This is a genomic window from uncultured Streptomyces sp., from assembly GCF_947488945.1.
Classification (GTDB): Bacteria; Actinomycetota; Actinomycetes; order Streptomycetales; family Streptomycetaceae; genus Streptomyces.
Window position 1 is genome coordinate 57,060 of sequence record NZ_CANLBS010000019.1, and the last position, 26,558, is coordinate 83,617.

Annotated in this window: 20 protein-coding genes; 11 read left to right on the forward strand and 9 right to left on the reverse strand. The window is 72.7% G+C overall.

The window, feature by feature from the left end; translation table 11 throughout:
• Positions 1 to 75: 75 nt before the first annotated feature.
• The 5 genes from Q0994_RS25885 to Q0994_RS25905 all read left to right on the forward strand — a co-directional run bounded on the left by Q0994_RS25885 (position 76) and on the right by Q0994_RS25905 (position 5,806).
• Positions 76 to 1,140 (forward strand): DUF917 family protein, encoded by a 1,065-nt coding sequence (locus Q0994_RS25885; protein WP_299538867.1) that lies wholly within the window; start codon positions 76 to 78, stop codon positions 1,138 to 1,140.
• Complete coding sequence (locus tag Q0994_RS25890; protein ID WP_299538869.1) at positions 1,133 to 2,593, forward strand: M20/M25/M40 family metallo-hydrolase; 1,461 nt, start codon at positions 1,133 to 1,135, stop codon at positions 2,591 to 2,593. The genes Q0994_RS25885 and Q0994_RS25890 overlap by 8 nt, the downstream gene beginning before the upstream one ends.
• Positions 2,594 to 2,783: 190 nt before the next feature.
• Positions 2,784 to 3,224, forward strand: a complete 441-nt coding sequence (locus tag Q0994_RS25895) for a DUF6325 family protein (protein WP_299538871.1) — start codon at positions 2,784 to 2,786, stop codon at positions 3,222 to 3,224.
• A gap of 23 nt (positions 3,225 to 3,247) precedes the next feature.
• On the forward strand, positions 3,248 to 3,556 hold the full coding sequence (locus tag Q0994_RS25900) for an SHOCT domain-containing protein (RefSeq protein ID WP_299538874.1): 309 nt from the start codon (positions 3,248 to 3,250) through the stop codon (positions 3,554 to 3,556).
• Between the two features lie 147 nt (positions 3,557 to 3,703).
• Positions 3,704 to 5,806 carry a SpoIIE family protein phosphatase gene (locus tag Q0994_RS25905; RefSeq protein WP_363325576.1) on the forward strand — a complete coding sequence of 701 codons (2,103 nt, stop codon included), beginning with the start codon at positions 3,704 to 3,706 and terminating at the stop codon, positions 5,804 to 5,806.
• Here Q0994_RS25905 and Q0994_RS25910 read toward each other — a convergent pair whose 3' ends face one another.
• The 3 genes from Q0994_RS25910 to Q0994_RS25920 all read right to left on the reverse strand — a co-directional run bounded on the left by Q0994_RS25910 (position 5,807) and on the right by Q0994_RS25920 (position 8,690).
• A complete protein-coding gene (locus tag Q0994_RS25910; protein WP_299538878.1) occupies positions 5,807 to 7,213 on the reverse strand; it encodes a hypothetical protein in 1,407 nt (468 codons plus the stop codon).
• Between the two features lie 199 nt (positions 7,214 to 7,412).
• Positions 7,413 to 7,985, reverse strand: a complete 573-nt coding sequence (locus tag Q0994_RS25915; protein ID WP_299538880.1) for a dihydrofolate reductase family protein — start codon at positions 7,983 to 7,985, stop codon at positions 7,413 to 7,415.
• A 204-nt stretch (positions 7,986 to 8,189) separates the two neighbouring features.
• Positions 8,190 to 8,690 carry a metallophosphoesterase gene (locus Q0994_RS25920; protein WP_299539061.1) on the reverse strand — a complete coding sequence of 167 codons (501 nt, stop codon included), beginning with the start codon at positions 8,688 to 8,690 and terminating at the stop codon, positions 8,190 to 8,192.
• Between the two features lie 429 nt (positions 8,691 to 9,119).
• Here Q0994_RS25920 and Q0994_RS25925 point away from each other — a divergent pair, with 429 nt between their 5' ends.
• From Q0994_RS25925 to Q0994_RS25950, 6 genes are all read left to right on the forward strand, one after another.
• Entirely contained in the window at positions 9,120 to 10,343 is a 1,224-nt protein-coding gene (locus Q0994_RS25925) for a cation:proton antiporter (protein WP_299538882.1), read from the forward strand.
• A 43-nt stretch (positions 10,344 to 10,386) separates the two neighbouring features.
• Entirely contained in the window at positions 10,387 to 11,406 is a 1,020-nt protein-coding gene (locus Q0994_RS25930) for a TIGR00341 family protein (RefSeq protein WP_299538884.1), read from the forward strand.
• A gap of 123 nt (positions 11,407 to 11,529) precedes the next feature.
• Positions 11,530 to 11,787, forward strand: a complete 258-nt coding sequence (locus Q0994_RS25935) for a LapA family protein (RefSeq protein WP_299538886.1) — start codon at positions 11,530 to 11,532, stop codon at positions 11,785 to 11,787.
• A gap of 261 nt (positions 11,788 to 12,048) precedes the next feature.
• Complete coding sequence (locus Q0994_RS25940; RefSeq protein ID WP_299538888.1) at positions 12,049 to 14,604, forward strand: S8 family serine peptidase; 2,556 nt, start codon at positions 12,049 to 12,051, stop codon at positions 14,602 to 14,604.
• Positions 14,605 to 14,606: 2 nt separating this feature from the next.
• Entirely contained in the window at positions 14,607 to 17,531 is a 2,925-nt protein-coding gene (locus Q0994_RS25945; RefSeq protein ID WP_299538890.1) for a VCBS repeat-containing protein, read from the forward strand.
• A 98-nt stretch (positions 17,532 to 17,629) separates the two neighbouring features.
• Positions 17,630 to 20,974: an AAA family ATPase gene (locus Q0994_RS25950; protein ID WP_299538892.1), complete on the forward strand. Its 3,345-nt coding sequence runs from the start codon at positions 17,630 to 17,632 to the stop codon at positions 20,972 to 20,974.
• 57 nt (positions 20,975 to 21,031) lie between these two features.
• Here Q0994_RS25950 and Q0994_RS25955 read toward each other — a convergent pair whose 3' ends face one another.
• The 6 genes from Q0994_RS25955 to Q0994_RS25980 all read right to left on the reverse strand — a co-directional run bounded on the left by Q0994_RS25955 (position 21,032) and on the right by Q0994_RS25980 (position 26,386).
• Positions 21,032 to 21,424, reverse strand: a complete 393-nt coding sequence (locus Q0994_RS25955; RefSeq protein WP_299538894.1) for an SHOCT domain-containing protein — start codon at positions 21,422 to 21,424, stop codon at positions 21,032 to 21,034.
• Positions 21,425 to 21,545: 121 nt separating this feature from the next.
• Positions 21,546 to 22,136, reverse strand: coding sequence for a hypothetical protein (locus tag Q0994_RS25960; RefSeq protein ID WP_299538895.1), 591 nt, complete (start codon positions 22,134 to 22,136; stop codon positions 21,546 to 21,548).
• 84 nt (positions 22,137 to 22,220) lie between these two features.
• Complete coding sequence (locus Q0994_RS25965) at positions 22,221 to 23,393, reverse strand: ROK family glucokinase (protein WP_299538897.1); 1,173 nt, start codon at positions 23,391 to 23,393, stop codon at positions 22,221 to 22,223.
• A 136-nt stretch (positions 23,394 to 23,529) separates the two neighbouring features.
• Complete coding sequence (locus Q0994_RS25970; RefSeq protein WP_299538899.1) at positions 23,530 to 24,369, reverse strand: ATP-binding cassette domain-containing protein; 840 nt, start codon at positions 24,367 to 24,369, stop codon at positions 23,530 to 23,532.
• Positions 24,366 to 25,406 (reverse strand): ABC transporter permease, encoded by a 1,041-nt coding sequence (locus Q0994_RS25975; protein ID WP_299538900.1) that lies wholly within the window; start codon positions 25,404 to 25,406, stop codon positions 24,366 to 24,368. The genes Q0994_RS25970 and Q0994_RS25975 overlap by 4 nt, the downstream gene beginning before the upstream one ends.
• On the reverse strand, positions 25,403 to 26,386 hold the full coding sequence (locus tag Q0994_RS25980; RefSeq protein ID WP_299539064.1) for a sugar ABC transporter substrate-binding protein: 984 nt from the start codon (positions 26,384 to 26,386) through the stop codon (positions 25,403 to 25,405). The genes Q0994_RS25975 and Q0994_RS25980 overlap by 4 nt, the downstream gene beginning before the upstream one ends.
• Between the last annotated feature and the right edge of the window lie 172 nt (positions 26,387 to 26,558).

Consider the following 26,558-nt stretch of genomic DNA (forward strand, 5'->3'; position numbering starts at 1 on the left):
CCGCCGGACGGCCGGGCCCCCGCGCCCCCTCTCGACCACTCTCACCCCTGCACAGAACCACCCTGGGAGACCCCCGTGAAGCGACAGTTGACCCATGACGACATCCGCGCGGCCGTGTACGGCGGCGCGGTACTGGGCGGAGGCGGCGGAGGATTCGTCGAGCGGGGACTGCGCACCGCCGAACTGGCCCTCCAGACCGGCATGCCGGAACTGTGGAGCGCCGACGAGTTCGCGGACGAGGACCTGACCGCGACGGTGGCCCTGGTCGGCGCCCCCGCGGCACCGGACCCCCAGGTCCTTCCCACCCACCTGCTGCGCGCGCTGGAGCTGCTCCGCCGCGACCTGCCGCGCCCGCTCGTCGCGATCCACACGAACGAGAACGGCGCCGAGACCACCATCAACGGCTGGTTCCACTCCGCGATGACCGGCCTGCCCGTCATCGACCTGGCCTGCAACGGCCGTGCCCACCCGTCCAGCGTGATGGGCGCGATGGGCCTGCATCAGGAGGCCGGGTACCTCTCCCGGCAGGGGTACGCGGGCGGCAAGCCGTACGCCTATGTCGAGGGGTCCGTCTCAGGCCGCCTGGAGGCCACCTCGAACGTGGTACGGCGCGCGTCCGTCGAGGCGGGCGGCTGGGTGGGCGTCGCCCGGAATCCCGTCGAGGTCGGCTACGCGGTGCGTAACGGCGCGCCGGGCGCCATCGGTTTCGCCCTCGAACTGGGCCGCCGCTTCCTGGCGGACGGCGTGCCCGGCGCCGCGCGCCACCTCGGCGGTGAGATCGCCGTCACCGCGACGGTCGCCGCGTACCGGTGCGAGCAGCGGGAGGGTCTGGACGTCGGCGTCGCGGTCCTGGACGACGCGGCGCGCACCACCCTGTACCTCGTCAACGAGTACATGGCACTCGATGTCGACGGTGCCCGCCGGGCCTCGTTCCCCGACCTGATCACGACGTTCGACGAGGCCGGACAGCCGCTCGCCTCCGCGGACGTCGAGGTCGGCAGCCGGATCAGCGTCCTGGTCGCCCCGGCCGAGAACCTGCTGCTCTCCCGGACGATGTACATGCCCGACGTGTACGCGCCGGTGGAGGAGTTGCTCGGCATCGGGTTCGCCCCGTCCGCGAAGGCCCTCGCCGATGCCTGAGCAGGCTCGGGCAGGTGTCGCGGAGGCCGGCTCCGTACGGGAGTTCTGTGACGCCCAGTGGGGCGCGGAGGTGATCCCGTTCGTCGAACGGCACATCCGCGTCCCGGCCGTCAGCCCCGCGTACGACCCCGACTGGGAGACCCGCGGCCACCTCGACCGGGCCGTCGGCACCGCGGCCGCGTGGCTGCGGGAGTCGCCGCTGCCCGGCCTGCGCGTCGAGGTACTGCGCGCGCCGGGGCGCACTCCGCTGGTCTTCTTCGAGGTACCGGGCGAAGGCTCGTCGGCACAGGACACCGTCCTGTTCTACGGCCATCTCGACAAGCAGCCCGAGGGTGAGGGCTGGACGGGCGGACGCTCGGCCTGGGAGCCGGTCTTCGACGGCACCCGGCTGTACGGGCGCGGCGGCGCCGACGACGGGTACGCGCTGCCCGCCGCGGTGACCGCGGTGCGGGCACTGGCGGAACAGGGGGCGGCACGGCCGCGCTGCGTGGGCGTGTTCGAGGCGGGCGAGGAGTCGGGCAGCCCCGACCTCGGCCACTGGTTCTCCCGCCTCGCACCGCGCATCGGCGAGGTGGGCCTCGTGGTCTGTCTGGACTCCGGTGCCGGCGACCACGAACGGCTGTGGCTGGTCACGTCGTTGCGCGGGGCGTGCGGCGGAACGCTCGACGTGCGGGTCCTCGGCGACGGTGCGCACTCCGGCGACGCGGGCGGCGTGGTGCCGTCGTCGTTCCGGGTGCTGCGGCAGTTGCTGGACCGGTTGGAAGACGGTGCGACGGGCGTGCTCCGCCCGGACGCCCTCCACTGTGAGGTGCCGGCCGACCGCCGCGTCCAGGCACGTGAGGCGGCGGCGCTGCTGGGCGAGCAGGTCCAAGACCGCTTCGACTGGCACGGGGGCACCTCCCCGGTGACGTCCGATCCGGAGGAGTTGCTGCTCAACCGGGCCTGGCGTCCCAGTCTGGAGGTCACGGGGGCGGACGGCCTTCCGCCCGTCGCCTCGGCGGGTAACGTGCTGCGCCCGCACACCCGCGTCAAGCTGTCGCTGCGGCTGCCTCCCGCGGTGGACGCCGCCGCGGCGCTCGCCGAGGTCGGCCGGATTCTGGAGGCGGACCCGCCGTACGGCTCGTCGGTCCGGTTCACGCCCGACCGGGTCCTCGCCGACGGCTGGCACGCCCCCGCCGAGCAGCCGTGGCTGCGGGCGGCGCTGTCGGCGGCCGGCCGGGCCTGTTTCGACGGGGCGGACGTGGCGAGGATCGGTCAGGGCGGCACCATCCCCCTGATGGGGAAGCTGACCCGGCAGTTCCCGGAAGCACAGTTCCTGGCCTGCGGAGTTTTGGGTCCGGGCGCGAACGCCCACGGTCCGAACGAGTCCCTCCACGTTCCCTACGCGCGACGCCTCACGTCGAGCCTGTCGCTCGTCCTCAACGGCTACGCCCTCCGGGCCGGGCACGGGTAGACCTCCGGGGCGGCCGGACGACACGAGGGGCCGAGGGACCGCGGGCCGTGGCGCCCGCCCGAAACGCTGCGAGGGCGGGTCGGCGGCGAGCCCTCGGGAGACCGGCCACGGGCACAGCCGCTTGCGGTTCCGCGACGACCACATAGGATCACTTAAATGCCACATTGCACCTTTTGAGAGGTGGGCTTTCGTGCCGATCGACTTGAAGTCCGACGCCGTCGGACCGGTGGACGTAGCGGTGGTCGTGTTCGAGGGAAACCGGTTCAACGGGGAGATCGCACCCGCTCTGCTGGAACTGCAGGCCAACGGCACGGTCCGGGTGCTCGATCTCGCTCTCGTCGGCAGGAGCCCCGACGGCTCGGTCGACGTCGTCGAGTTGGAGGACGCCCGGCTGACCGAAGCGTTCGGTCCGGTCGCCGGAGCCAGGTTCGACCTGCTGAGCGACAAGGACCTGCACGCGGTCGCCGACTCGCTGGCGCCCGGCTCCTCGGCACTCGTGGTGGCGTGGGAGAACAGCTGGGCCACCCGTCTCGCGACCGCTCTGCGGCAGTCGCACGGAGAGATGGTCCTGCTGGAGCGCATCCCGCGGGAGGACGTCGAACGCGCCATCGCCTCGCTCGACGAGCAGTGACACACGGAACGAAGGGAACGATCATGCCTCGACGCATGGGACGACCGGGCCTGCTGGGCACAATGGCCCGCACCGCCGTCATCACGGGCACCGCGGGCGCGGTGTCCAACCGTGTGCAGGAGCGGGCCGACCGGCGGTACGCCCAGCAGACCAGCGGCGGGCCCCAGCAGTACACCGACCCGGCCCCGGTCCAGCCGCCGCCCGCACCCGGCGCGGGCCCCTCGGCCCCCGACCGGGTCTCGCAGCTCACCGCCCTCGCAGATCTGAAGAACCAGGGGCTGTTGACGGAGGAGGAGTTCGCGGCCGAGAAGGCCAAGATCATCAACTCCTGACGCACGCAGGCCGGTACGCCCCCGGACGGTACGGCGGCAGGCGTGCGGCGGCACACTCGTGCGCGCCGGCCACCACGCCCGCGGCCGGGTTGCCGCCCGCGGCCGATGCGGGATGGTGAGAGGGGGTCGGCGAAGGGAGCGAAGGTGGTGAGCGGTTCCATCGACGACACCGCGGTACTGGAGGCGCTGTTCGCCAACGCCCCTCTCGGCCTGTTCGTCTTCGACGCCGACCACCGGGTCTCGCGCTACAACCCCTCCGGCAGGGGCATGCGAGGGCTGTCCGCCGAGGAGGTCCTCGGGCACCCGATCGAAGAGTTCGCCCCCGGTCTCGACCCGGACGCCGTCAAGGCGCTGATCGACGAGGTACTCGCGACCGGCGAGCCGCTGCGGGGCCGACTGGTACGAGGGCGGTCGCCGTCGGCCCCCCACCCCACCCTCGCGCTGCAGGTGTCGCTGTTTCCCCTGGACGACCCCCAGGCCGGTACGCGGCGTCTGGTGGGAGTCGTCGAGGACGTCACCGAGCAGCAGGCGGCCGCGGACCGGCTGGCCGTCCTCAGCCGGATGCACACGGCTTTGGGCACCACGCTGGAGACCGGTGCCGTCACCGACGGACTCGTGGGGGTGCTGGTGCCCGCCTTCGCCGACGCCGCCAGCGTCGACCTGCTGGACGACGACGGGGGTCCGGGGACCGGCTCCGCCGGGGTGTCGCCGCAGGGTGCGCCCCTGCGGCGGATGTCCTTCGCGCCCGCGGACGCCGGACGCAGCCGGGAGGACGGCGGCAGCCGTCCGTTCCCGTTCGCCACCCCTTACACCCAGGCCCTCGGCGACGCCCGTGCCCGCCTCGTGGAGGTGTCGCGGGACACGCCGTGGCTGGCCGCGGCCCCGGACGGATTCGCCCCCCTGATGAACGCCGGCGTGCACTCCATGATCGTCGCTCCTCTTGTCGTCCGGGAGACCGTGATCGGTCTGCTGACCCTGTACCGCCACCGTCCGGAGCCCTTCGAGGAGGCCGACCTGGACGTGGCGCGCCAGGCGGCCGCCACCGCCTCCGCGCACGTGGACAACGCCCGCAGCTATCAGCGCGAGCGCACCGTGGCGACCGCACTGCACCGCAGGCTCCAGCCCGGCGCGATTGCCGACCTCACGGCCGTGGAGACCGCTCACGTCTACCTTCCCGAGCGGGCGGGCGGCGGCTGGTTCGACGTGGTGCCGCTGTCCGGGGCCCGCGTCGCGCTGGTGGTGGGCGAAGTGGCCGGCCAGGGAATCGAAGCGGCGGCCACGATGGGGCAGCTCCGGATCGCGCTGCGCACGCTGGCCCTGCAGGACCTGGAACCGGACGAGATGCTCACCCACCTCGACGAGGTCGCCGCGCAGATCGCGAGAGACACGGGCCGCGGCGGGGACACCGGGGGCGGTCGGGACGCCGATGTCGCGACGTGCGCCATCACCGTCTACGACCCGGTCTCCCGGCACTGCACCATGATCCGCGCCGGTCACCCCGCGCCGCTGATCGTCGCCCCCGACGGGTCCCGCCACACGGTCGACGTCCCCGAAGGACCGCCCCTGGGATCGGGCGGCGGCAGGTCGTACGCGGGCGTCGAGACGGAACTCCCGCAGGGCAGCCTGATCGCCCTCCACACCCTCGGCCTCCTCGACGCGTACGACGACGACCGCGCGAGCGCCGTGCACACGCTGGCGAACGTGCTCGCCTCGACGACCCGGCCGCTGGAGGAGCTGTGCGACACCGCCGTCTACCGCATGGCGCCGTCGCGTCAGAACGACGCCGTGCTGCTGCTCGCCCGCACCCGGGCGGTGCCGCGCGACCGGGTGGCGGACTGGTCCCTGCCCGCCGACGCGTCCGTCGTCGCCACCACACGCAAGCTGGTCGACCGTCAGCTCGCCGCCTGGCAGTTGGACGAAGCGGTGTTCAACACCGAACTGGTCGTCAGCGAACTCGTCACCAACGCGATCCGCTACGGCACCGGTCCGGTGCGTCTGCGGCTCGTGCACGACCGGGGCCGGCTGCTGTGCGAGGTCACGGACGCCAACAGCGCCAGCCCGCACCTGCGCCACGCGCGGGAGAGCGACGAGGGCGGACGCGGGCTGTACATCGTCATGCGCCTCAGCGCCCGCTGGGGCGTGCGCCACGGCCGCAGGGACAAGACCATCTGGTCCGAGCAGCGCCTGGACGAACTGACGGAGGAGGTTCCGCAGGCCGCGTTCGACCTGGACGACGTCCCGGAACTGTGATCACGCCTCGTCGTGTCGCGTGGCGGCGGGGCTCCGGCCCCCGGCACCTGCCGGGGGCACGTCCCGCAGGTGCTCCAGGCGGTGCCGGGCCGTCAGCAGATGCCGGGGATCGAGTGCGGGCAGCGCGCTCAGCAGAGCGATCAGGTCCGGCCCGCACTCACGGGCGCGGACGGGGTCCGCGATCTTCGTCCAGCAGTAGTGGGCGCTCCGTGCGGTGGTGAGCACCTCGGGATCGTCCGGAGCCTGGTGCGCGAGGCGGGTCCGTCCGGCGCTGATCCAGAGCTGCGTCGCCAGCACCAGGTTTCCCTCCTCCTTGGCCAGGTCGGCACGGATCTCGACCCAGTGGGTCGCCTGGGGCGAGTCGGTCCCGAAGGTCTGCAGGATGTGCGTCTCCCACACCTGGGCGAGGCGGGCGGCCTCGACGAAACGCCGCTGCCGGGCGAGGGCGTGGAGCCAGGGCCGCGGGTCCTGCTCGTCGGGAGCGGCCGGCGCCCCCTGGGCGGGACCGGGCTGCCGCACCGGGACCGGCGCCCGTCCGGCGGTCTCCGGCACGGCGGGCGGGACGCCGGGCGTCGGACGGGGATGTGGGCGTGAGGGCTCCGCGGAAGGCTCCGGGATCCGGCGGGACTCGTCCCCGCCGGAGGCACGGTCCTGCGGGGGCGTGGACGCGACGGGCGGCTGAGCCGGCGTCACGAGAGGGCTCGCGTGACGCTGTCCGACGCCCGGAGCGGCGAGCTGCGGAGCACTCGGCACGACGAACGCGCCGGGAGGCAGCGCGGCGGCGCCGACGGCCAGGGCGTGCAGCCGGGAGTCGGCGGGGCGTCGGGGCGAACGGCGGAGCTGCTCGATCCAGGCCCGGGTGTAGGTGCTGACGTGACCGTCGTCGGGACCGGGGAAGCCGGGCGGGGCGACGGTGCCGTACACCTCGACGGAATCGGGCGCGGGCATCGCACCGTACTCCCGCAGCAGCGGCCAGGCCGCCTTGTCCGCCGCGAGGTCGATCAGGACCGTGGTCAGACCGGCCGGGCGGTGCCGCAGCTCGGTACCCAGCCATTCCCAGGGCAGCGCGGTGTACCGGGCCGTCGCCGCCGTGGTGCCCGCGAGCGCGAAGCAGAGCTGGTGGCTGCGCCGGTCGACGGTGAGACGGCCGGAGAGATAGACCAGCAGCGGCCCCGGCGTGGCGGCCGCCGTGCGCAGCTTCACCAGGAGCGCGTTCTGGTCGCGCACGCCGTCCAGGTACGTGGTGTCGGTGGGAAGGTCGCTGCCGAGCAGCGCCGGCACGGGCAGCAGAAGGAGGGCGGCGAGGTTCGCACTGGGTTCGATCTGCACGGTGCGTCGCCGGCGGGCGGTGTCCCCCGCGACCAGTAGTACGTGCCCCCGCTGCTGTCCCGCCCCGTCGATCCGCATGTCAGCACCGTACTCAAGTGGCCGTGGCGGTGGCGGACCGGCGTGCCCCACCGAGGGAGGGTGACGGTCCGTGAGCATCGTTGCGTGCGGGCCCTGTTCGCACGCGGCCCGCACGGCCGGGCCTGCGGGCGACGCCGTCCGGGGGCGGCCCCCGGAGCCCGCGCCGCCCAGCGGACCTGGGGGGTGCGGGCCCGGCCGGTCAGCGGACGACGTCGAAGACGTTCTTCTGCAGGCCGTTGGCGTACACCTCGTGTTCGACCAGCTTCAGCTTCTGGGCGTCCTTGTCCGTGGTGCTGAAGAGCCGCTTGCCCGCGCCGAGGAGCAGCGGGAAGACGAGCAGGTGGTAGCGGTCGATCAGTCCGGCGTCCGAGAGCGCCTGGTTGAGCGTGGCGCTTCCGTGGACGATGATCGGCCCGCCGTCCGTCTCCTTGAGCGCGGCGACCTCGTCGAGGGAGCGCAGCAGGGTCGTCTCGCCCCAGTCGGAGACGAGGTCGTCCTCGCCGAGCGTGCGGGAGACGACGTACTTGGGCATCGCCCGGTAACCGGCGAAGTCCTCCATGGCGGGCCACACCGGGCTGAACGCCTGGTAGCTGGTGCGCCCCAGCAGCATCGCGGTGGCCTCCTCCTGCTCCCGGCCCTTGATGGCGTACGCCTCGGGGACGAACTCGACGTCCTTGAAGGTCCAGCCGGAGTTGCGGTAGCCGGGCTCGCCGCCCGGCGCCTCCACCACGCCGTCCAGCGAGACGAATGCGGTGCTGATCAGAGTGCGCATGGCGGCTTCCTCGGTTTCGTGTGCTCTCGGTGGTCCCGGCCGGTCGGCACCCGCGCCGCGTCCGTGCGCGGCCGGGTGCACCCGTCAGCATCCAGGACCGGAGCCGGCGGGGAAACTCATCGGTCCCGGCGGCGTGGGCTCCGGCGGCTCGGGGCTCCGGCGGCTCGGGGCTCAGAAGGCGGGTGGGCGGGGCGGCGTGGCCGGTCAGCGGCCGGGGAGACGGTGCACCACGACCTCGCCGAGCGCCCCGGCCACCACGGTGCACGTCATGTAGGTGCGGTACGGCTGCCGTCTGCGGTCCGTCGGCGACCCCGGGTTCAGCAGTCGCGGCCCACCCGGTGCGACCGTGTCCCAGGGGATGTGGCTGTGGCCGAAGACCAGGACGTCGAGGTCCGGGTAGAGCGCGGCGCACCGCGCCTCCCGCCCGCGGGCCGCCCCCGTCTCGTGGACGACGCCCCACCGCAGGCCGCCCAGCCTGAACCGGGCGACCTCCGGCAACCGGGCCCGCAGCTCCGGGCCGTCGTTGTTGCCGTACACCCCGATCAGACGGCGCGCCCGCTCTTCCAGGAGGTCGAGGGTGGCCGTGTCGACCCAGTCACCGGCGTGGACCACGACGTCCGCCCGGTCGATGGCGTGCAGCAGTTCCTCGGGGAGCCGCTTCGCGCGCTTGGGTACATGCGTGTCCGAAACGAGGAGCAGCCGCAGTGGGGCTCCGGCGCTCGCCGCGTACGTGTCCTCGTCCATCCGCCCGCCTTCCGCGCTCGGCACCGCCCGGTACGCCGGTCCACCGGCGGGGACCGTCGTGCGGAAAGGATCTCACCGGGCCGGCCGCGCCGCCCCGAGCGGGCTCGGGCCGGCCGGCTCCCCCGCCTCCGACGGCCTACGCCCGGTGGTCCGGCCGACCGGTCCGGGAAAGAGTGGCGGAGGGCCGTGTGCGTCCTCGCGCCGCCCGCCGGGACGTTCGCGAGGGGAGATGCCGATGCCGGGAAGGACGCGGGCGCGTCCCGCGCCGGGGGTGACCGCAGGGGCCGGCCGGAGGCCGCGGCCACAGATCGCCGGCACGCGGGGCCGGCGGGGCACGGGCCGGCGGGCCGGGGACGCGGGCGTCCCGCCGACGCGCGACGGCGTCCGCCCATGACCCATCCCGGCACCCTCGTCCTGATCATGGCCGCCGCCGTCCTGGCACCCCTCCTCGTGCACGCCACCGGCCGTCGCCTGCGCGTCCCCCTGGTCATCTTCGAGATCGTCCTCGGCATCCTGATCGGCCCGGACGTGCTCGGCTGGGCCCACCCCGACGAGGTCGTCGACACGCTCGCCGACCTGGGCCTGTCGATGCTGATCTTCCTGGCGGGCTACGAGATCGAGTTCGCGGCGGTCCGCGGCGACACCCTGCGCCGTTCGCTGTGGGCCTGGCCGGTCTCCCTCGCCCTGGGAGTCGGACTCGCCTTCCTGATCAGCGGCGGCGACGTGTTCGAAGCCTTCGTCGTCGGCACCGCCTTGACCAGTACGGCGCTGGGGACGGTCCTGCCCATGCTCAGGGACAGTGGCCAACTGGAGGGCCGCTTCGGCACGGTGATGTCCGCGTTCGGCGCGGTCGGCGAGTTCGGTCCGGTGGTCGCCGTGGCACTGCTGCTCAGCGGACGCCGGCCGGCCGAGTCGGCCGCGCTGCTGATCGCGTTCGGACTGATCACGGCCGCGGCGGTCTTCTGGGCGATGCGGCCGAGGCCGCCCTGGTTCGCGCAGCTGACCGAGCGGACCCTGCACAGCAGCGGGCAGTTCGCGGTCCGCTTCGTGATGCTGCTGCTCGCCTGCATGCTGGGGCTGGCCGAGGTGTTCGGCCTCGACGTGCTGCTCGGCGCCTTCGCCGCCGGGGTGCTCACCCGCCTCGTCCTCAAGCGCGCGGCGCCGGGGAGCAGCGACGAGGTCCTCGCAAGAGTGGAGTCCCTGGGGTTCGGTTTCCTCGTGCCGCTGTTCTACGTCGTCACCGGCATCGAGTTCGACCTGGACGCCCTCCTGCACGACCTCGGAGCGCTGCTGCTGGTGCCCCTCTTCCTGCTTCTCTTCCTGGTGGTTCGCGGCGGACCGGTGTACTTCTTCGCGCCCCGGGACTTCGTGCGGGCCGACCGCACCGCCCTGGCCCTGTTCGCCTCCACGTGCCTGCCGCTCGTCGTGGCGATCACCACGATCGGGGTCGACCAGAAGCTGATCGGGTCGGACGGCGCCGCCTCGCTGGTGGGCGCCGCGATGATCTCCGTGCTCGTACTGCCGCTGTTCGCGATGCGGCTGCGGTCCGCGGCGGGCGTATCCGGCCGGACCGAGGGCGCGCCGGAGACCGCGACTGATTCCGAGACGTGGTGACCCGACCGGACACTGCGCACGGGACGACGGAGGAGGGCGGGACATGGCACGGGTGGAAGCTGCCGACGTCCGGCGGATGACCGGGGCGCTGTTCATCGACGGGAATCCGCGCAGCCCCGGCTCGACCCGCTTCTGGGGCCTGCTCGTCCTGGCCGCGGTCATCGCGGGCGCGGGTGTGATCGGCGACTCCACCGCCACCGTCATCGGCGCGATGATCGTGGCGCCGCTGATGACTCCCATCCTCGGCAGCGCTCTGGCCCTGGTGCTGGCGGACCGGCGTCAGGTGATCCGCAGCGCACTCCTGGTGCTCGGGGGCGCGGCCGCGGTCGTGCTGATCGGCATGGTGCTGGGCTGGATCGTCTCGCCGCCCGACGCCTTCGCCTCCAACGGCCAGGTGTCCTCCCGCATCAGCCCCCGCCTCGTCGACCTGCTCGCTGCCCTCGCCACCGGCACGGTCGGCGCCTTCGCCCTGGTGCGCTCCGACGTCTCGGACACCCTGCCGGGCGTGGCGATCGCCATCTCCCTCGTCCCGCCCCTGGCCGTCACCGGCCTGCTGCTCGCCGTGCACCGCTACCACGACGCCGGTGAGTCGGCGTTGCTCTTCGCCACCAACGTCGCCGCCATCGTCGCCACCGGGACCGTCGTCTTCCTGCGGTACGGAGTCCGTGCCGGAGCGGAGGAGGCGGCACTGGCCGTCGGCCGTTTCCGGGGCCGGACCCTGGCGGCGGTGGTGTGCGTCCTGCTGCTCGTCGCCGTGCCCCTCACCACCGGCACCCTTCGCGTCGCCCGCGACCGGTTGCTGGCCGCCGACGCCCGACCCGTCGCGGAGCGCTGGGCCACCACCGGGAACTGGCAGATCGCCTCCGTGGAGGCGCGCAACGGCATCGTCGTCATCGGCGTGCTGGGTCTGCCCCCACAGCCTGCTCCGACCGCGCTCCGGTCCGCCCTCGATGCCGGCGGCATGCGCGACGCCGACCTGGAACTGCACCTCGTGGGCGGCCGGACCCACTGGTGTCCGGCCGCCACCGACACCTGCACGGTGCGCAAGGCCACGCGCGACTGAGAGACGGGGAAGGGGCAAGCCGAACGGCTCACACGCCGGGTGTGTCACCCGCTCGGCCGATCCTGTCGGAGCGTCCCGGCCGTCCCGCACCGGTGGACGGCTTCCCGCACCGATCCTGGCTCCATGAACGCGAAGAAGACCACGGAGACGTCCGGAGCCGGGAGCGGAAAGACGGCGGGCGGCCCGTTCCTGACGCCTTCCCGCATCACCACGCTGGTGCTGGCGGCACTCGCCGTCGTCCTGATCGCCGAGAACACCGAGGACATCCGGATCCGGTTGCTCGTCCCGGTGGTCACCATGCCCCTGTACCTCGCTCTGCTCCTGATGTTCGTACTCGGCGGGCTGTGCGGGGCGCTCGTGGTACGCACCAGGAGCAAGTGACCGCCGCATCCGGACGGAACCGGGCCGGCGCGCGGCCGGCCGCGGCACCGCGCGCTTCGGGCCTTCGCCCGAACAGGTGACGCGGTCGCGGACGGAGCGCTCGCGCGCCGTCGGGGATTCAGGCGTCCTGTCCGCGGGAGGACCGGTGGACGAACGGAGGGAGAACGGCGCGAGGCGGGCGGACGGGCTCTGTAATGCCCGAGTAACGGCGTCTCACTAGCGTCCGGACTCCCCCGTCACGTCCCTGGAGGAGCACCCCCGATGCACCTGCCCCCACCGCCCCGGCGCGCGAGAGCCGTCTGGGCGGCGGCCGCGCTCACCGCGACCGCCCTGCTGACCGCCACACTTCCCGCGGCCGCCGACGACGCCGATGCCGCCCCGTCCGCCAAGGTCGACTCCTCCCTCAGCGCCACCGTGGCCGCGAAGGGCGACGCGACCTTCTTCGTCGTCCTGAAGGACCGGGCCAACCTGTCCGGCGCCCGCAAGGGCAGGACGCACGCGGCGCGGACGAAGTCCGCGTACCAGGAACTCCGCGCGAAGGCCGACGACAGCCAGGCCCCGCTCCGGGCCTTCCTCGACAAGAGGAAGGTCGGGCACCAGGACTACTGGATCGCCAACACCATCCGGGTGACCGGCGACCAGCGGCTGATCGACGACCTCGCCGAGCGCGCGGACGTCGCGGGCATCGTCCAGGAGCAGCACTACCGGCTCGACGACGTCGAGTCGGCCGACGCGAAGATCACCGCGTCGCGCACGGCCGCCGCCGGTGACGAGGGTGACGCGGCCGAGTGGGGCGTCGCCGACATCAAGGCCGACCAGGTCTGGAAGGACTACGACGACCGGGGCGAGGGCGTCGTCATCGCCAACGTCGACTCGGGCGTGCAGTACGACCACCCGGACCTGGTGGGCAACTACCGGGGCAACAACGGCGACGGCACCTTCACGCACGACTACAACTGGTACGACGCCAGCGGGCAGTGCGGCACCAGTGGTGTCCCCTGCGACAACAACGGCCACGGCACGCACACCATGGGCACCATGGTCGGGAAGAACGGTGTCGGCGTGGCGCCGAACACCACGTGGATAGCCGCCAAGGGCTGCGAGTCGGACGAGTGCTCGGACGAGTTCCTGCTGAAGGCCGGTCAGTGGATCCTCGCCCCGACCGACCACAACGGGCAGAACCCGCGCCCCGACCTGGCGCCGAACATCGTCAACAACTCCTGGGGCGGCGGCGACACGACGTTCTACCAGGACATCGTCGAGGCGTGGAACTCCGCGGGCATCTTCGAGGCGTTCGCGGCCGGCAACGACGGTGACGGGGCGACCTGCTCCACCGCGCACGCCCCCGGCTCGCAGGCGCCCTCCTACGGTGTGGGCGCGTACGCCTCCACGGGCAAAATCGCGTCCTTCTCCGGCTTCGGACCGTCGCTGGTCGACGGTTCCACCAAGCCGAACATCTCGGCCCCGGGCGTGGACATCCGCTCCACGTGGCCCGGCTCCTCGTACAACACCATCTCGGGCACCTCGATGGCGACGCCGCACGTCGCCGGTGCGGTGGCCCTGCTGTGGTCGGCCGCGCCGTCCCTGATCGGGAAGATCGAGGAGACCCGCGCGCTGCTGAACGAGGGCGCGCACGACGTCGACGACACCCACTGCGGCGGCACCGCCGGCATGAACAACGTATGGGGCGAGGGCAAGCTCGACATCCTCGCCTCGGTCGACGCGGCCCCGCACACCGCGGGCACCGTGACCGGCAAGGTCACCGACAAGGCCACCGGCGCCGCCCTGGCCGGCGTCACCGTCAAGGCCGGCGACTCCGCCTCCGGCACCCGTTCGGTCAGCACCGGCTCCGACGGCTCCTACCGCGTGTCGCTGAACCCGGGCACCTACGACTTCACGCTCAGCGGCTACGGCTACGCCGAGGCCAAGGTCACCGGCGTCACGATCGGCGAGAACCAGGACCTGACCCAGGACGTGGCGATGTCCGCCGTCGCCGTGCACAAGGTCACCGGCACCGTCCTCGACGTCACCGGCAAGCCCCTGCCCGGTGCGACCGTCGAGGTCACCGGCTCCCCGGTCCCGTCCGTCACCACCGACGCCAAGGGCGCGTACACGCTGCCGAAGGTCGCTGAGGGCGGTTACACGCTGACCGTGAAGCCCGCCGCACCGGTCCTGTGCAACGGTGTCCACACCGGCGCGTTCACCGTCGGCACCACGGACCTCACGAAGAACGTCCGGGTCCCGGCCCGCACCGACGCCTCCGGCAACAGCTGCGCCCCGGCCGCCTACTCCTGGATCGCGGGATCCAAGAAGGTCGCGCTGACCGGCGACGAGGACGCGACGACGATCGCGCTGCCGTTCTCCGTCAAGCACTACGGCGTCGGCTACTCCACCGCCTCCGTGACCACCAACGGCATGGTCAACTTCCTGGCGCCGCGCGTCGGTGACTACGCGAACACCGCGCTGCCCACCGAGTACGACCCCAACGGGTTCGTCGCGGCGCTGTGGGACGACCTGATCCTCGACAAGAAGTCGTCGGTGCAGACCGCCACCACCGGCGCCAAGGGCAGCCGCCTGTTCGCCATCGTCTGGAACAACGCCGCCTACGCCACCGGCACGACCGGCCGCGCCACCTTCGAGGTCGTCTTCGAGGAGGCCACGGGCGCCGTGACCCTCCAGTACAAGACGGTCGCGGACCGGGGCGCGGGGGCCACCGTCGGCATCCAGAACCAGGCGGGCACCGACGCCCTCGCCTACTCCTTCAACCAGCCGGTGATCGCCGACGGTTCGGCCGTCCGCTTCACGCAGGGAGCCTGATCATGAGACTCACCCACTCGCGGCGGGCGCTCCGGCTCGCCTCCGCCCTGGTCGCCGCCGGACTCTGCCTGAGCGCGGCCCCGCAGGCCCTGGCCGCCGACGGCGGTGACGGCGCCATGAAGCTGACCGCCCCCCAGGCGGAGAAGCTCGCGGCCGACGTCAACCTCGACCCGTACGGGGACGACGCCGACGCCACGGTCGGTCCGAAGGCCGAGGACGCTCCGGAGGCGCTCGACTCGGCGAAGGCCCCGGCCACCGCATCCGCCGACGCCACCACCGACGCCGTCACCCCGGTCACCTTCACCGGCACGTCCACGCTGGAAGGCGTGAAGGGCATGGGCGCGACCGTGCCCACCGGCGACCAAGGCGACTTCTTCACCGTCCACAGCCTGGGCAACGTCCAACGGCACAGCGCCGACGGCGAGGCCGTGTGGGAGCGCAGCAACTCCTCGCTGTACACGGACTGGCAGGTCAAGCCGCTGCGTCCGTGGCAGACCGAGCCCTTCCCGGCGCGGATCGTGATGGGCTACAACGCGGTCTCCCCCTTCTCGCCCTCCTCGGACAACGGCTTCTCGACCGGCGACCTGACCGGCGACGGCGTCGACGACATCGTCTTCTCGGCGAGCGTCGGCATCCAGTCCTACCGCCCGTTCACCTCCCCCGGCTCGACGCTGCCCAACGGCACGTTCGTGACCGTGCTCGACGGCAGGACCGGCACGACGGTGTGGTCCAAGCTGTACGACTACGCCACCATGGTCAAGATCGTCGACGGCACGCTGCTGGTCGCCGACTCGCCCCGGATGAACATGAACTCCCCGGCCGGCGACACGACGAAGCTCTACGGCATCCGCTTCTCCTCGGCGGGCGGCAAACTGACCCCGTCGTCCACGTGGACGTACGACACCGGGGAGACGGCCTACTCCGTCTGGGGCGACCTCCAGGACCTCGGCACGGGCAGGATCGCCGTCTCCTGGGACCGCGCGAAGAGCACCGGCGTCGAGACCCGGGGGCACACCCTCGCCCTGAACCTGTCGGACGGCTCGGTCGTCTGGCAGACCGAGAGCCTGATCTACAGCCGTCAGCTCCGCGTCGACGCCGGCCGCAAACGCCTCGTCGCCGTCGAGCAGGCCGACGTCAACGACGCGGTCCGCTACGAGATCGCCGCGTACGACCTGAAGACCGGCAACCGCTCGACGCTGGACAGCCGGGTCAACGTGCTGCCCACCGCCCTGACGGTCGGTGACCTCACGGCGAAGGCCGGCGACGAGTACGCGGTCGCCGAGTCCTCCCTGGACAACTACCTCAGTGTGAACGCCGCCACGGTGCGCGTGGTCGACGGCGCCGCCCCCGGCAAGGTCCTGTGGTCGCACACCACCAAGCGGGACGCCGACAACACCTCCAACGGGGCGAGCGTATGGCGGCTCCAGGTCGTCGGCGGCAAGCTCGTCGCGGCGGGGGAGGACGACCGCAAGGTCTTCGAGTCGCAGAACCCGGGGGGCGGACGGTTCGCCGCCAACACCGTGTTCTCGGGCAAGGGCACCGTCGTCTGGCAGAACAAGGGCCTGGCCGGCGCGCCGATGTACCAGGACCTCTACAGCGACGCGGCGGGCACCCATCTCCGCGTCGTCGACCAGAGCCAGAACGTCCGCACCTTCAAGCTCGCCAACGGGAAGCAGGAGGGCGTCACCCCGCTCCAGGGGGACATCTCCTACGCCCGGGCCGCCGACGTGGACAAGGACGGCAGGTCCGACGTCGTGATGGCCGGTTCGTCGAACGGCGTGTGGGCGTACTCCGGTCCCTCGCTGGTCTCCGGCAAGCCCCAGAAGCTGTGGCGGGCCACCGTCACCGGCGCGGTGCACGACATGCAGAAGGGTGACGTCGACGGCGACGGCAAGGACGAGATCGTCGTCGCGGCCGACTCCGCCGTGGTCGTGCTCAACGCGAGGAACGGCAAGACCCTCGCCACCATCGACGGCGGAGGCCAGTTCGTCCACTCCGTCAAGCTCGCCGACCTCGACGGCGACGGCGCGCAGGACATCGTCGTCCCGACCGGCACCCTGAACGCCTACCACGGCGACGGGCACAAGATCTGGTCCTGGGCCGCGCCCGCGGACGCCGGTGAGGTGGTCTTCTCCGACCCGTCCGTCCAGGACGGCAAGGTCTACACCTCGTACTCGAAGGCCGGATCGCTCGACCTGCCCGACGCCGGGGCGAACGCGGTCGCCCTCGACGCCGAGAACGGCAGGACCGAATGGAGCCTGGCGCCGCAGGTCCCCGACGTCTCGACCGACGGGGTCATCCACGCGGCGCTCACGTACAAGGGCACCTTCGCCTCGCCGGAGATCCCCTACGCGGACGGACACGCGGTCGCCTACACCTGGGACATCCAGTCGCAGGCCGGTGTCGGCTCCACCGACGCCAGCGCTCCGCACACGTACCTGGAGATCCGCGACGGCCGCACCGGTGAGGTCGTGCACGGCACGACCATGGGCGGGCTGTGGACGCACGGCGGCTTCTTCACCGACGAGGGCGTGCTGTACCAGGCGGGCACCTCGTCCTTCCGGAAGTTCTCCGGCGAGGGCACCGAGGACGACAGGGCCTCGGTGCTCGCGCAGTCCTACAACGGCGCGTTCGCGACCGGTCCCGGCGGGCGGAAACTCCTGATCTCGGGCGCCGAGGGCAGTGTCAACGCCTACGACCCGTCCCTCTTCGAGAGCGCCGACTCCTTCCAGTCGAACATCGGAGGTGCCGCCGCGATCGGTTACCGCAACTTCCTGGCCGCCGACCTCGACGCCGACGGCACGGACGAGGTGCTCGCGCTCCAGGGTGACGACTACGGCATGGACCGGATCGCCGAGAATCTCGGCGGCCGCTACCTGGTCACCGACAACGGCATCCACCAGGTGGGCGCGTACAAGCTCTCCTGACGCGCGACCGTGCCAGTCGCGAGACGGCACGTCCATCATGTGGACCCCTCGGGCCTCGCCCGGGGGGTCCACCTGGTGTTCGATTACAGTGCGTCCTGATGAACGCGCAAGGCCCCGACGGCACCTCCCCCGCTCCACCGTTGCTGCGCCTGCGCCTCTTCGGAGGCTTCCGGGCCACTCGTGACGGAGGCCCCGAACTCGCCGAACGATGGCCGCGACCCGGCGCCCGCGCGCTGGTCAAGCTGCTCGCCGTCGCCCCCGGCCACCGCCTCCACCGCGAGCAGATCATCGCCGACTGCTGGCCCGACGCCGATACGCGGACCGGTGCCGGCAGCCTGCGCGTCGCCCTGCACGCGGCCCGCCGCGCCCTCGAACCGGAACTGGCTCCACGCGCGGCCTCCTCCTACCTGACGGCGGACGGTGCTCTCCTGCGGCTCCACCCGGCGACCGTGCGGATCGACGCGGACGAGGCGGAGGCTGCGGCCCGCCACGCGCTCGGCGGTGGCGGAACGGCCGAGCTGACACGTGCCCTCGGGTTGTTCACCGGTGAGATGCTGCCCGAGGACCGCTACGCCGCCTGGGCCGACGAGCGCCGGGGCACGCTCACGCGGCTGCGGGAGCAACTGATGCTCCGCCTCGCCGCCGACCATCTGGAGCGGGATGCCCCGGCGGACGCGGCGGCCTTCGCGGAACAGGTCCTCGCCGCCAACCCCTCCGAGGAACTGGCCCACCGCATCCTCATGGACGCCTGGCTCCGCCAGGGGCTACGGCGACGCGCCGTGCAGCAGTACCACGTGTGCCGCGAGGTGCTGGACGCCGAGCTGGGCGTGCGGCCCGGCCCGGAGACGGAACGGCTGCACCGGGCCGCGCTGGCGGCGGCCCCCGCCCCCGCCCCCGGGGTCCCGCTCCTGCCCGCCCCGCTGCGGGCCACGGTCGCCGCGCCGCCGCTGCGGGGCCGCGAAGGGGTTCTCGACCGGCTCCTGGAGGCGGACGGCCCTCCGGTCACGCTGCTCACCGGCGAAGCCGGGATCGGGAAGACGCGCCTGGCGACCGAGGTGGCCCGGCGTGCCGTCTCCGCGGGCACCGCCGTGCTGTGGGGCGGCAGCCAGGACGCGGAAGGGCACACGCCCTACGGCGCGCTCGCCGACGCGCTCGACGGCTGGCTCGCCGAGCACAGCCCGGCCGAGCGCGCGAGGGTCGGCGCCGAATACCCGGAACTGGCCGCGTTCCTGCCGTCCCTCGGCCAGGTGCGCGGACCCGGCGAACGCAGTCCCGAGGAGGAGCGGGACCGGCTGTTCCGGGCCGGCACCGCGCTGCTGGCCGACCTGGCGGCGGTGCGCCCGGTGCTGGTGGTCCTCGACGACCTGCACGCCGCCGACACGGGGTCGTACGAGTTGCTCGGGCATCTGGCGCGCCGGGCCGTGGAGCGGGGGACGGCGCTGCGGTTCCTGGCGACCTACCGCGAGGAGGAACTGTCCGAGGGCGACGCGCGACGCGCCGTGGTGGCGTCTCTCACCCGTCAACGGCTCTGTTCGCGGGAGGAGTTGGGGCGTCTCGACAAGGATGCGTGTCTTCAGGTGGTGCGGGACGCGGGGGCGGTCCCGGCACGTGGCGAGCCGGCGCACCGGGTGTGGGAACTCTCCCTGGGCAACCCGCTGTTCGCCCTGGAGATCGCCCGCGACCCGGCCCGCGGCGCCACCGGCGAACTCGCCCCCGAGGGGGTGCGCGGGCTGGTGGCCGACCGGCTCGCACGACTCGATGCGGACACCCGCCGACTCGTCGAGGCGCTGTCGGTGACCGGGGAGGAGGCCTCGCTGTCCGAACTCCTGGACGTCGCCGAGAACGGGCTGCGTCCGCCGGTGGCGGGCGCGGCGGCAGCCGACGCACTGGAACGGGCCGTCGGCGCCTGCCTCGTGGAGGAACGCCGGGTGGTGGTGGCCGGACGGCACGAGGCCGGCGTGGCGTTCCGTCATCCCCTGGTCCGGCTGACCTGCTACGAGCAGCTCTCCGTGGTCCGGCGCAGGCAGTTGCACGTGGCGTTCGCCCAGGCCGTGGAGCGGCGCAGGCCGGACGCCGTCGACACTCTGGCCTCCCATTTCGCGCGGGCCGACGACGCCCGCGCGGCCGAGTACCTGCGCCGGGCGGCCGAGCGGGCCGCGGCCCTGTACGCCAACGACACGGCCGACCGCTACTACCGGGACCTGGTGGCCCGACTGGACGTCGACGCCGCACGGGCACGGCTCGCGCACGCCCAGGTGTTGCGGCGCATGGGGCATTTCGAGCAGGCGGCCGGCACCGTGCGGCTGGCGCTCGCCGAGTTCGAGCGGCGCGGCGACCACGACGACGCGGTGCTCGCCGCGGCGTTGCTCGCGGAGACGCTCGTCAAGACGAGCGCGCACGGGTCGGGCCGCAGGACACTGCTGGAGCACCCGGTGACGGCCAAGACCTCGCCGGAACCCGCCGCCGCCCACTTCCTCGCGCTCTCGCTGATCCTGTGCGTCCAGGGGCGGTACGCGGCCGGGGCGGAGGCCGCCCGGAAGGCGCTGGCGGCCGGCCGCGCGGTGCCGGGGGCGCGGGGGCAGAAGCTCGCCGCGCGCGCCTTCGCCCTGCAGGCCGCCAACCTGGGGCTGGCCGGCCGGCTCGACAGGGCGCGCGAGGCGGGCGACCAGGCGCTGGCGCCGGCCGAGGCGTACGGCGATCCCACGCTGCTCGGTTCGGTCCTGTCGATGCTGCGCGAGAACGCCCGGCGGGCCGGCCGACTGCGGGAGGCTGTCGAGATCGGGACCCGCGCGCTGGGACTGGCCGTCCGGTCGGGCGACCCGGTCGCCGCCGCGTTCGAGCGGGGGAACCTGGCCGAACTGCGGCTGCTGCTGGAGGAGCCAGAGCCGGCGCGCGCCCTCGCCGAGCAGGCGGTGGCGGGCGCGGAGGCGTTCGACGCCTGGTCCCTCCCCTACACCTTGGCGGCGATGGCGCGGGTGCGGATCCACCTCGGCGCGGCCGTGGAGGCCGCCGGCCTGCTGGACCGCGCCGAGGCCGTCGCCGACGCGCTGGGTGACCGGCAGGCGGAGCACGAGGCGCGCACGGCGCGGGCCGAGCTCGCCCTGCTGGCGCGGCGGCCTGACGACGCCTTGCACGCGCTGCGGGGGCACGCCGGGGACGCACCCGTGCTGGTGGCATGGGCCGAACTGATGTCCGGCCGCGCCGGGGCCGCGCTGCGCCTGGCGCGCGCCGAGGTGGCACGGGCCGAACGCACGGGCGAACAGCTCGCGGAGGTCGAGGCACGGATCGTCCTCGGCGCGTGCCTGAGCGCGCTCGGGCGGACGCCGGAGGGCGCCGGGGAGCTGACGCGTGCGGAGTCGCGGGCCCGGTCGCTGCCGTATCCGGCGGGGACCCGCCGGGCGGAGTGGGCCCGGGAACTGGCGCGTGAGGAGCGGGGCCGCTGAGTGCGGTGCGCGTGGCGGTGCCCCGGCCCGTGGGCCGGGGCACCGTCGTGGGAGCGCTCAGGCGAGGATCTTCGCCTTCGCCCTCTCGTACTCCTCGGGCGTGAGATCGCCCTCGCGCTTCAGCTCGGCGAGTCGGGCGAGTTCGTTCACGTGGTCGTTCCCTCCGGAGCCGGCGGCCTTCTTCACGTACGAGCGGAACGCCTGCTCCTGTTCCTTGACCTCCGTCACGTCGCGTTCGCGCATGCTGCGACCGCGGGCGATCAGGTAGACGAGGACACCGAGGTAGGGCAGCAGCAGCACCACGATCAGCCAGCCGGCCTTGGCCCAGCCGTTCAGCGTGTGGTCGCGGAACAGGTCGGTGATCACCTTGAAGAGCAGGAAGAACCACATGACCCAGAGGAAGAAGTACAGCATCGTGAGGAACAGGTTCAGCAGCGGGTAGTCGTCCATGCCTGAGCTCCTGATCGTCCCTCCGCGTCGCCGCGGAGTGTGGGGGGATCCGTCTCAGGCATACCGCGCTCGCCGGGGCGCCGCATCCCGGGCCCGCGCACCACCGGTGCCTTCGGGGGTCTCAGGGGGTCGCCGCGGAGACCACGTAGACGACGGGGGCGGCGGGGTCGGTCATGTTGACCGTGATGTTCTGGGTCGGGCGCGGGCTCTTGTTGGTGTGGGTGGTGCCGGCCCAGTTGGCCTCGGGGTAGAAGTACCAGTCGGTGATGTTCATGTCCCGTTCCGCGATGGTGATCCTGTCGGGTACGAGGGCGGCGCGGCTGCTGCCGAGACCGGTCAGGAAGCGGTCGAGGCCCGCGGAGGTGGTGCGGAACTTCAGGTAGAGCCGGCTGGCCTTCCAGTTGTTCGTCTCGTAGTACTGGACGCCGGTGGCGTTGCCGGGGACCGGGACCTCGAAGATGCGCCGCTGCATCTTCGAGGGCCATGCCTCGCGCAGCCCCTGCGCGGAGGCCTCCGCCTCCTTGTCCTTGCCGGACTGGCGGCTCTGCCCCGCGGAGACCAGTAGGTATCCGGCCGGGATGCCGATGAGCAGCACGATGATGGTGGCGGTGATCAGCCGTCTGCGGAACACCCGGCCGCGGTTCCGCGGAGGCTCGCCGTCACCGGACGACGCGGACTGGCGCGGCACGACGGGGTGCTCGGCTGCGATCATGGTCACCGGTTCCTCGGATGGGTCGGGGCGCGGCTGCGCGGGGCGGATGCGCGGCCGGGGCGGGCGGGCCGCCCCGGCCCCCGGTCAGTCGTCTTCGCGTGCGCGCGTGGCCCGGGCGGGGCGCAGGGTGCTCGCGGCCTGGTCGTAGATCTGGGCGTACCGCTCGTAGCGCTCGACTCGGCGCCGGTTGGCGCGGCGGAAGCGGCGGGCGACCAGCCGGGCCAGGTCGGCGGCGCCGACCATGCCGGCCTCGGGGCCGAGCTGGGCGCGGGCGATGCGGGCCTCGGGGCGGTAGCCGCGGCCGGTGAGGTGGCGCTTGAAGGCGTCCCGGGCGGGGCCGATCAGCAGGTCGTCCGCCGCGCTGACGCCGCCGCCGATGACGAAGCAGGACGGGTCGAGGGCGGCGGCCAGGTTGGCGATGCCGACGCCGAGCCACTGCCCGATGTCCTGGAACAGTTCGACGCACATGGCGTCGCCCTCGCGGGCCAGCTCGGTGATGAGCGGCCCGGTGATCTCGGGGATGTTGCCCTTGACCCGGTCGATGAGGTTGTGGGCGACCGGGGAGTCGGCGGCGGCCAGCTCCCTGGCCTCGCGGACCAGGGCGTTTCCGGAGCTGTACTGCTCCCAGCAGCCGCGGTTGCCACACGGGCAGCGGTGTCCGCCGGGGACGACCTGCATGTGGCCGAACTCGCCGGCGACCCCGAACTTGCCGCGCTTGACCTGGCCGTCCTCCAGGATGGCGCCGCCGATGCCGGTCCCGAGGGTGATCATGACGAGGTGGTCCTCGCCGCGTCCGGCGCCGAAGCGCCACTCGGCCCAGGCGGCGGTGTTGGCGTCGTTGTCGACCATCACCGGGACGACCAGCCGGGAGGCCAGCGCGTCGCGGAGCGGTTCGTCGCGCCAGGCGAGGTGCGGGGCGAACAGGACCTTGGAGCGGTCCGCGTCGACCCAGCCGGCCGCACCGATGCCGACGGCGTGCACGTCGTGGCGGTCGGAGAGGTCGAGGACCAGCTCGACGATGGTGTCCTCGACGACCCGGGGGCTCTTGGACTTGTCGGGCGTCTCGGTGCGGAGCTGTTCGAGGATGTTGCCGTCGGCGTCGACGACGCCGGCCATCACCTTCGTGCCGCCGATGTCGATGCCCACCGTCGGCACCCGGGGGGCCGTGAGGTGGGAGCGGCGCTCCCTCGTACCGACGGTCTTGAGGACGGTGGCGCGGGCGGAGCCGCGGTGTGTGAAGTCGCGGTACGTGCTCATCGTCCCTGCGGGGTTCTGGGGGGCCGGCGGCGCGTGCGGGCCGGCGGCGGACGGCGCCCACCACGGTCGATTCTGCCATTGCCGGACCCGTGGGTACGGCCTGACGGGCTCGGGCGCGCGGTGGGCGCCGGTCGTGCTAGCCGTTCCCGCCGTCGACGGGGCGGCCGCCGAACGAGGTGGGCGCGGTGGCCCGCTCCAGTTCGTGGCTGAGTTCGTCGAGCTCGCTGCCGCCCGCCATCTGGCGGGTCAGCTCGTCCAGGGTGACGCCGTCCTTGGTGTGGCTGCCGGCCATCGCGCCGCGCTTGAGCAGCACGAAACGGTCACCCACCAGATAGGCGTGGTGGGGGTTGTGCGTGATGAGGACCACGCCGAGTCCGGCGTCGCGGGCCGCCGCCACGTACTTCAGCACCACGCCGGACTGCTTCACGCCGAGCGCGGCGGTGGGCTCGTCGAGGACGAGGACCTTGGCGCCGAAGTGGACGGCGCGGGCGATGGCGACGCACTGGCGCTCGCCGCCGGAGAGGGTGCCGATGGGCTGGTCCACGTCGCGCAGGTCGATGCCCATCCGCAGCAGCTCGGCGCGGGTCGTCTCGCGCATCAGCCGCACGTCGAGCCGCTTGAAGGGTCCGGTGCCGGTGGTGGGCTCGGAGCCGAGGAAGAAGTTCCGCCAGACCGGCATCAGCGGCACGACCGCGAGGTCCTGGTAGACGGTGGCGATGCCGCGGTCCAGGGCGTCGCGCGGGTTGGCGAGCACGGTCTCCTCGCCGTCGACGAGGAAGCGTCCGTCGTCGTGCCGGTGCAGCCCCGCGATGATCTTGATCAGGGTGGACTTGCCGGCGCCGTTGTCGCCGAGGACGCAGGTGATCTCCCCCGCGTGGACCTCCAGCGACACGTCGTGGAGCGCCTTGATGTTGCCGTAGTACTTGGTCACGTGGTCGAGCTGGACCAGCGCCTGGGGGCCTGCCGGGGCCGTCATGTCGTCGCCTCCGCGCGCTTGCGTACCCATGCGTTGAGCAGGGTGGCCAGGAGCAGCATCGCTCCGAGGAAGAACTTGAACCAGTCGGGGTTCCACTCCGCGTAGACGATCCCCTTGCTGGTCATGCCGAAGATGATCGCGCCGACGGCCGACCCGATCGCGGAGCCGTAGCCGCCGGTGATCAGACAGCCGCCGATGACGGCCGCGATGATGTACGTCAGCTCGTTGCCGACGCCCTCGCCGGACTGCACGACGTCGTAGCTGAACAGCAGGTGCTGGCCGGAGACCCAGGCGGCGAAGGCGACGCCCAGGTAGAGGCCGATCTTGGTGCGGATCACCGGGACGCCGACCGCGCGGGCCGCGTCGGCCTCGCCGCCGACGGCGAAGATCCAGTTGCCGAACCGGGTCCGCAGCAGGATCCAGGTGGCGACGGCGACCAGCGCCGCCCACCACAGGATGGTCACCTTCAACTCGACGCCGCCGAGGGTGAGCTGGGAGGCGAACAGCGCGCGGGCCGACTCGAAGCCCTCCATGTCGCCGATGGTCTTGGTCGAGACCGTGCCGCTGATGAGCTTGGTGAAGCCGAGGTTCAGACCGGTCAGCATCAGGAAGGTGCCGAGCGTGATGATGAAGCTCGGCAGCTTGGTACGGGTCAGCATGAAGCCGTTGAACGCGCCGAAGGCCAGCGTGACCAGCAGCGACACGAAGACGCCGACCCAGACGTTGGCGGTCATCTGGTAGCTGAACATCGAGGAGACCAGCGCGGAGCTGGTCACCATCACACCGGCGGAGAGGTCGAACTCGCCGCCGATCATCAGCAGCGCGACGGGCGCCGCCATGATCCCGATGGTGGAGGCCGCGTACAGCACCGTGCCGAGGCTGGACGCCTGGAGGAAGCTGTCGGCGACCAGGGCGAAGAAGACGAAGACGGCGAACGCGCCGACGACGGAACCGAGCTCCGGACGGCCGAGCAGCTTGCGCAGCGGCGAGGTGCGCACCAGCCGTTCGTCGTGACGGACAGGGGCGGCCGCGCTCATCGGGTACCCCGGCCGGTGTACTCGGCGAGCTGCTCGGCGTCGGCAGCGGTGATCACCTGCGGGCCGGTCAGCACGGGCAGGCCGCCGCCGAGGACGTTCTTGTTGTAGCGGTAGAGCCAGAGCAGGTCCACGGCCTCGTAGCCCTGGAGGTAGGGCTGCTGGTCGACGGCGAAGCCGAGCTTCTTCTGCTGGAGGCCGGCGGCGACCTTGGCGTTCAGGTCGAAGGTGTCGATCTCCGCCTTGCTGCCCGCGGTCTCCTTCGCCTGGACCGCGGCGTCCGCGAACGGCGCGCCGAGCGTCACGACGGCGTCGATGCCGGGGTCGGACTGCAGCTTGGCCTCGATGGACGCCTGGACGTCGGGCATGTTGGTGCCGTCGACGTAGAGGCTCTGCATGGTGCCGTCGAAGGTCTTCTTCGCACCGTCGCAGCGCTGCTCGTGGCCGACGTTGCCCTGCTCGTGCAGGACACAGAGGGCCTTCTTGCGGCCCCGCTCGTTCAACTCGTCGCCGACGGCCTCGCCCGCGATGCCCTCGTCCTGCCCGATGTGGGTCAGCGCGCCGAACGCCTTGGACTCGGCCGAGCCCGAGTTCACCGTGATCACCGGGATGCCCGCCTTGGCGGCCTTGGCGACGACGGCCTTCATGGCGTCGGGCTTGGCGAGCGTGACGATGATCCCGTCGACCTTCTTGTCGATCGCCGTCTGGACGAGCTGCGCCTGCTGCTGCGCCTCGTCGTTGTGCGAGTACAAGAAGTTGATGTTGTCCTTCTTGGCGGCCTGCTCGGCGCCCTTCTGGACGATGTCCCAGAAGGTGTCGCCGTCGCCCGAGTGGGTGACCATGGCGAAGGTCCAGCGGGGCGTGTTCACCGCGGCGCGCCCCTCCGCCTCGGCCGCGGCCGCGCGCTCCTCCGCCCGCTTGCCGCCGGTGCTGCTGCATCCCATGAGGGAGGCGCCGAGCACCGCTGCCAGCACGGCGCCCATCGCGCGTACCCCTGTCCGAACCCTTGCCACGACGCCGTGCCCTTCTTGTGCTGCTGGTGGTGCGGTGACGACCCATGTCTGGATCTCTCTCACGCTCGGGCGGACGGCCTTCGGCCCCGGCCCGGCTGCCCAAGTATCCCCGAGCCGTGCCGCGCCACACCCGGCAGGGGCG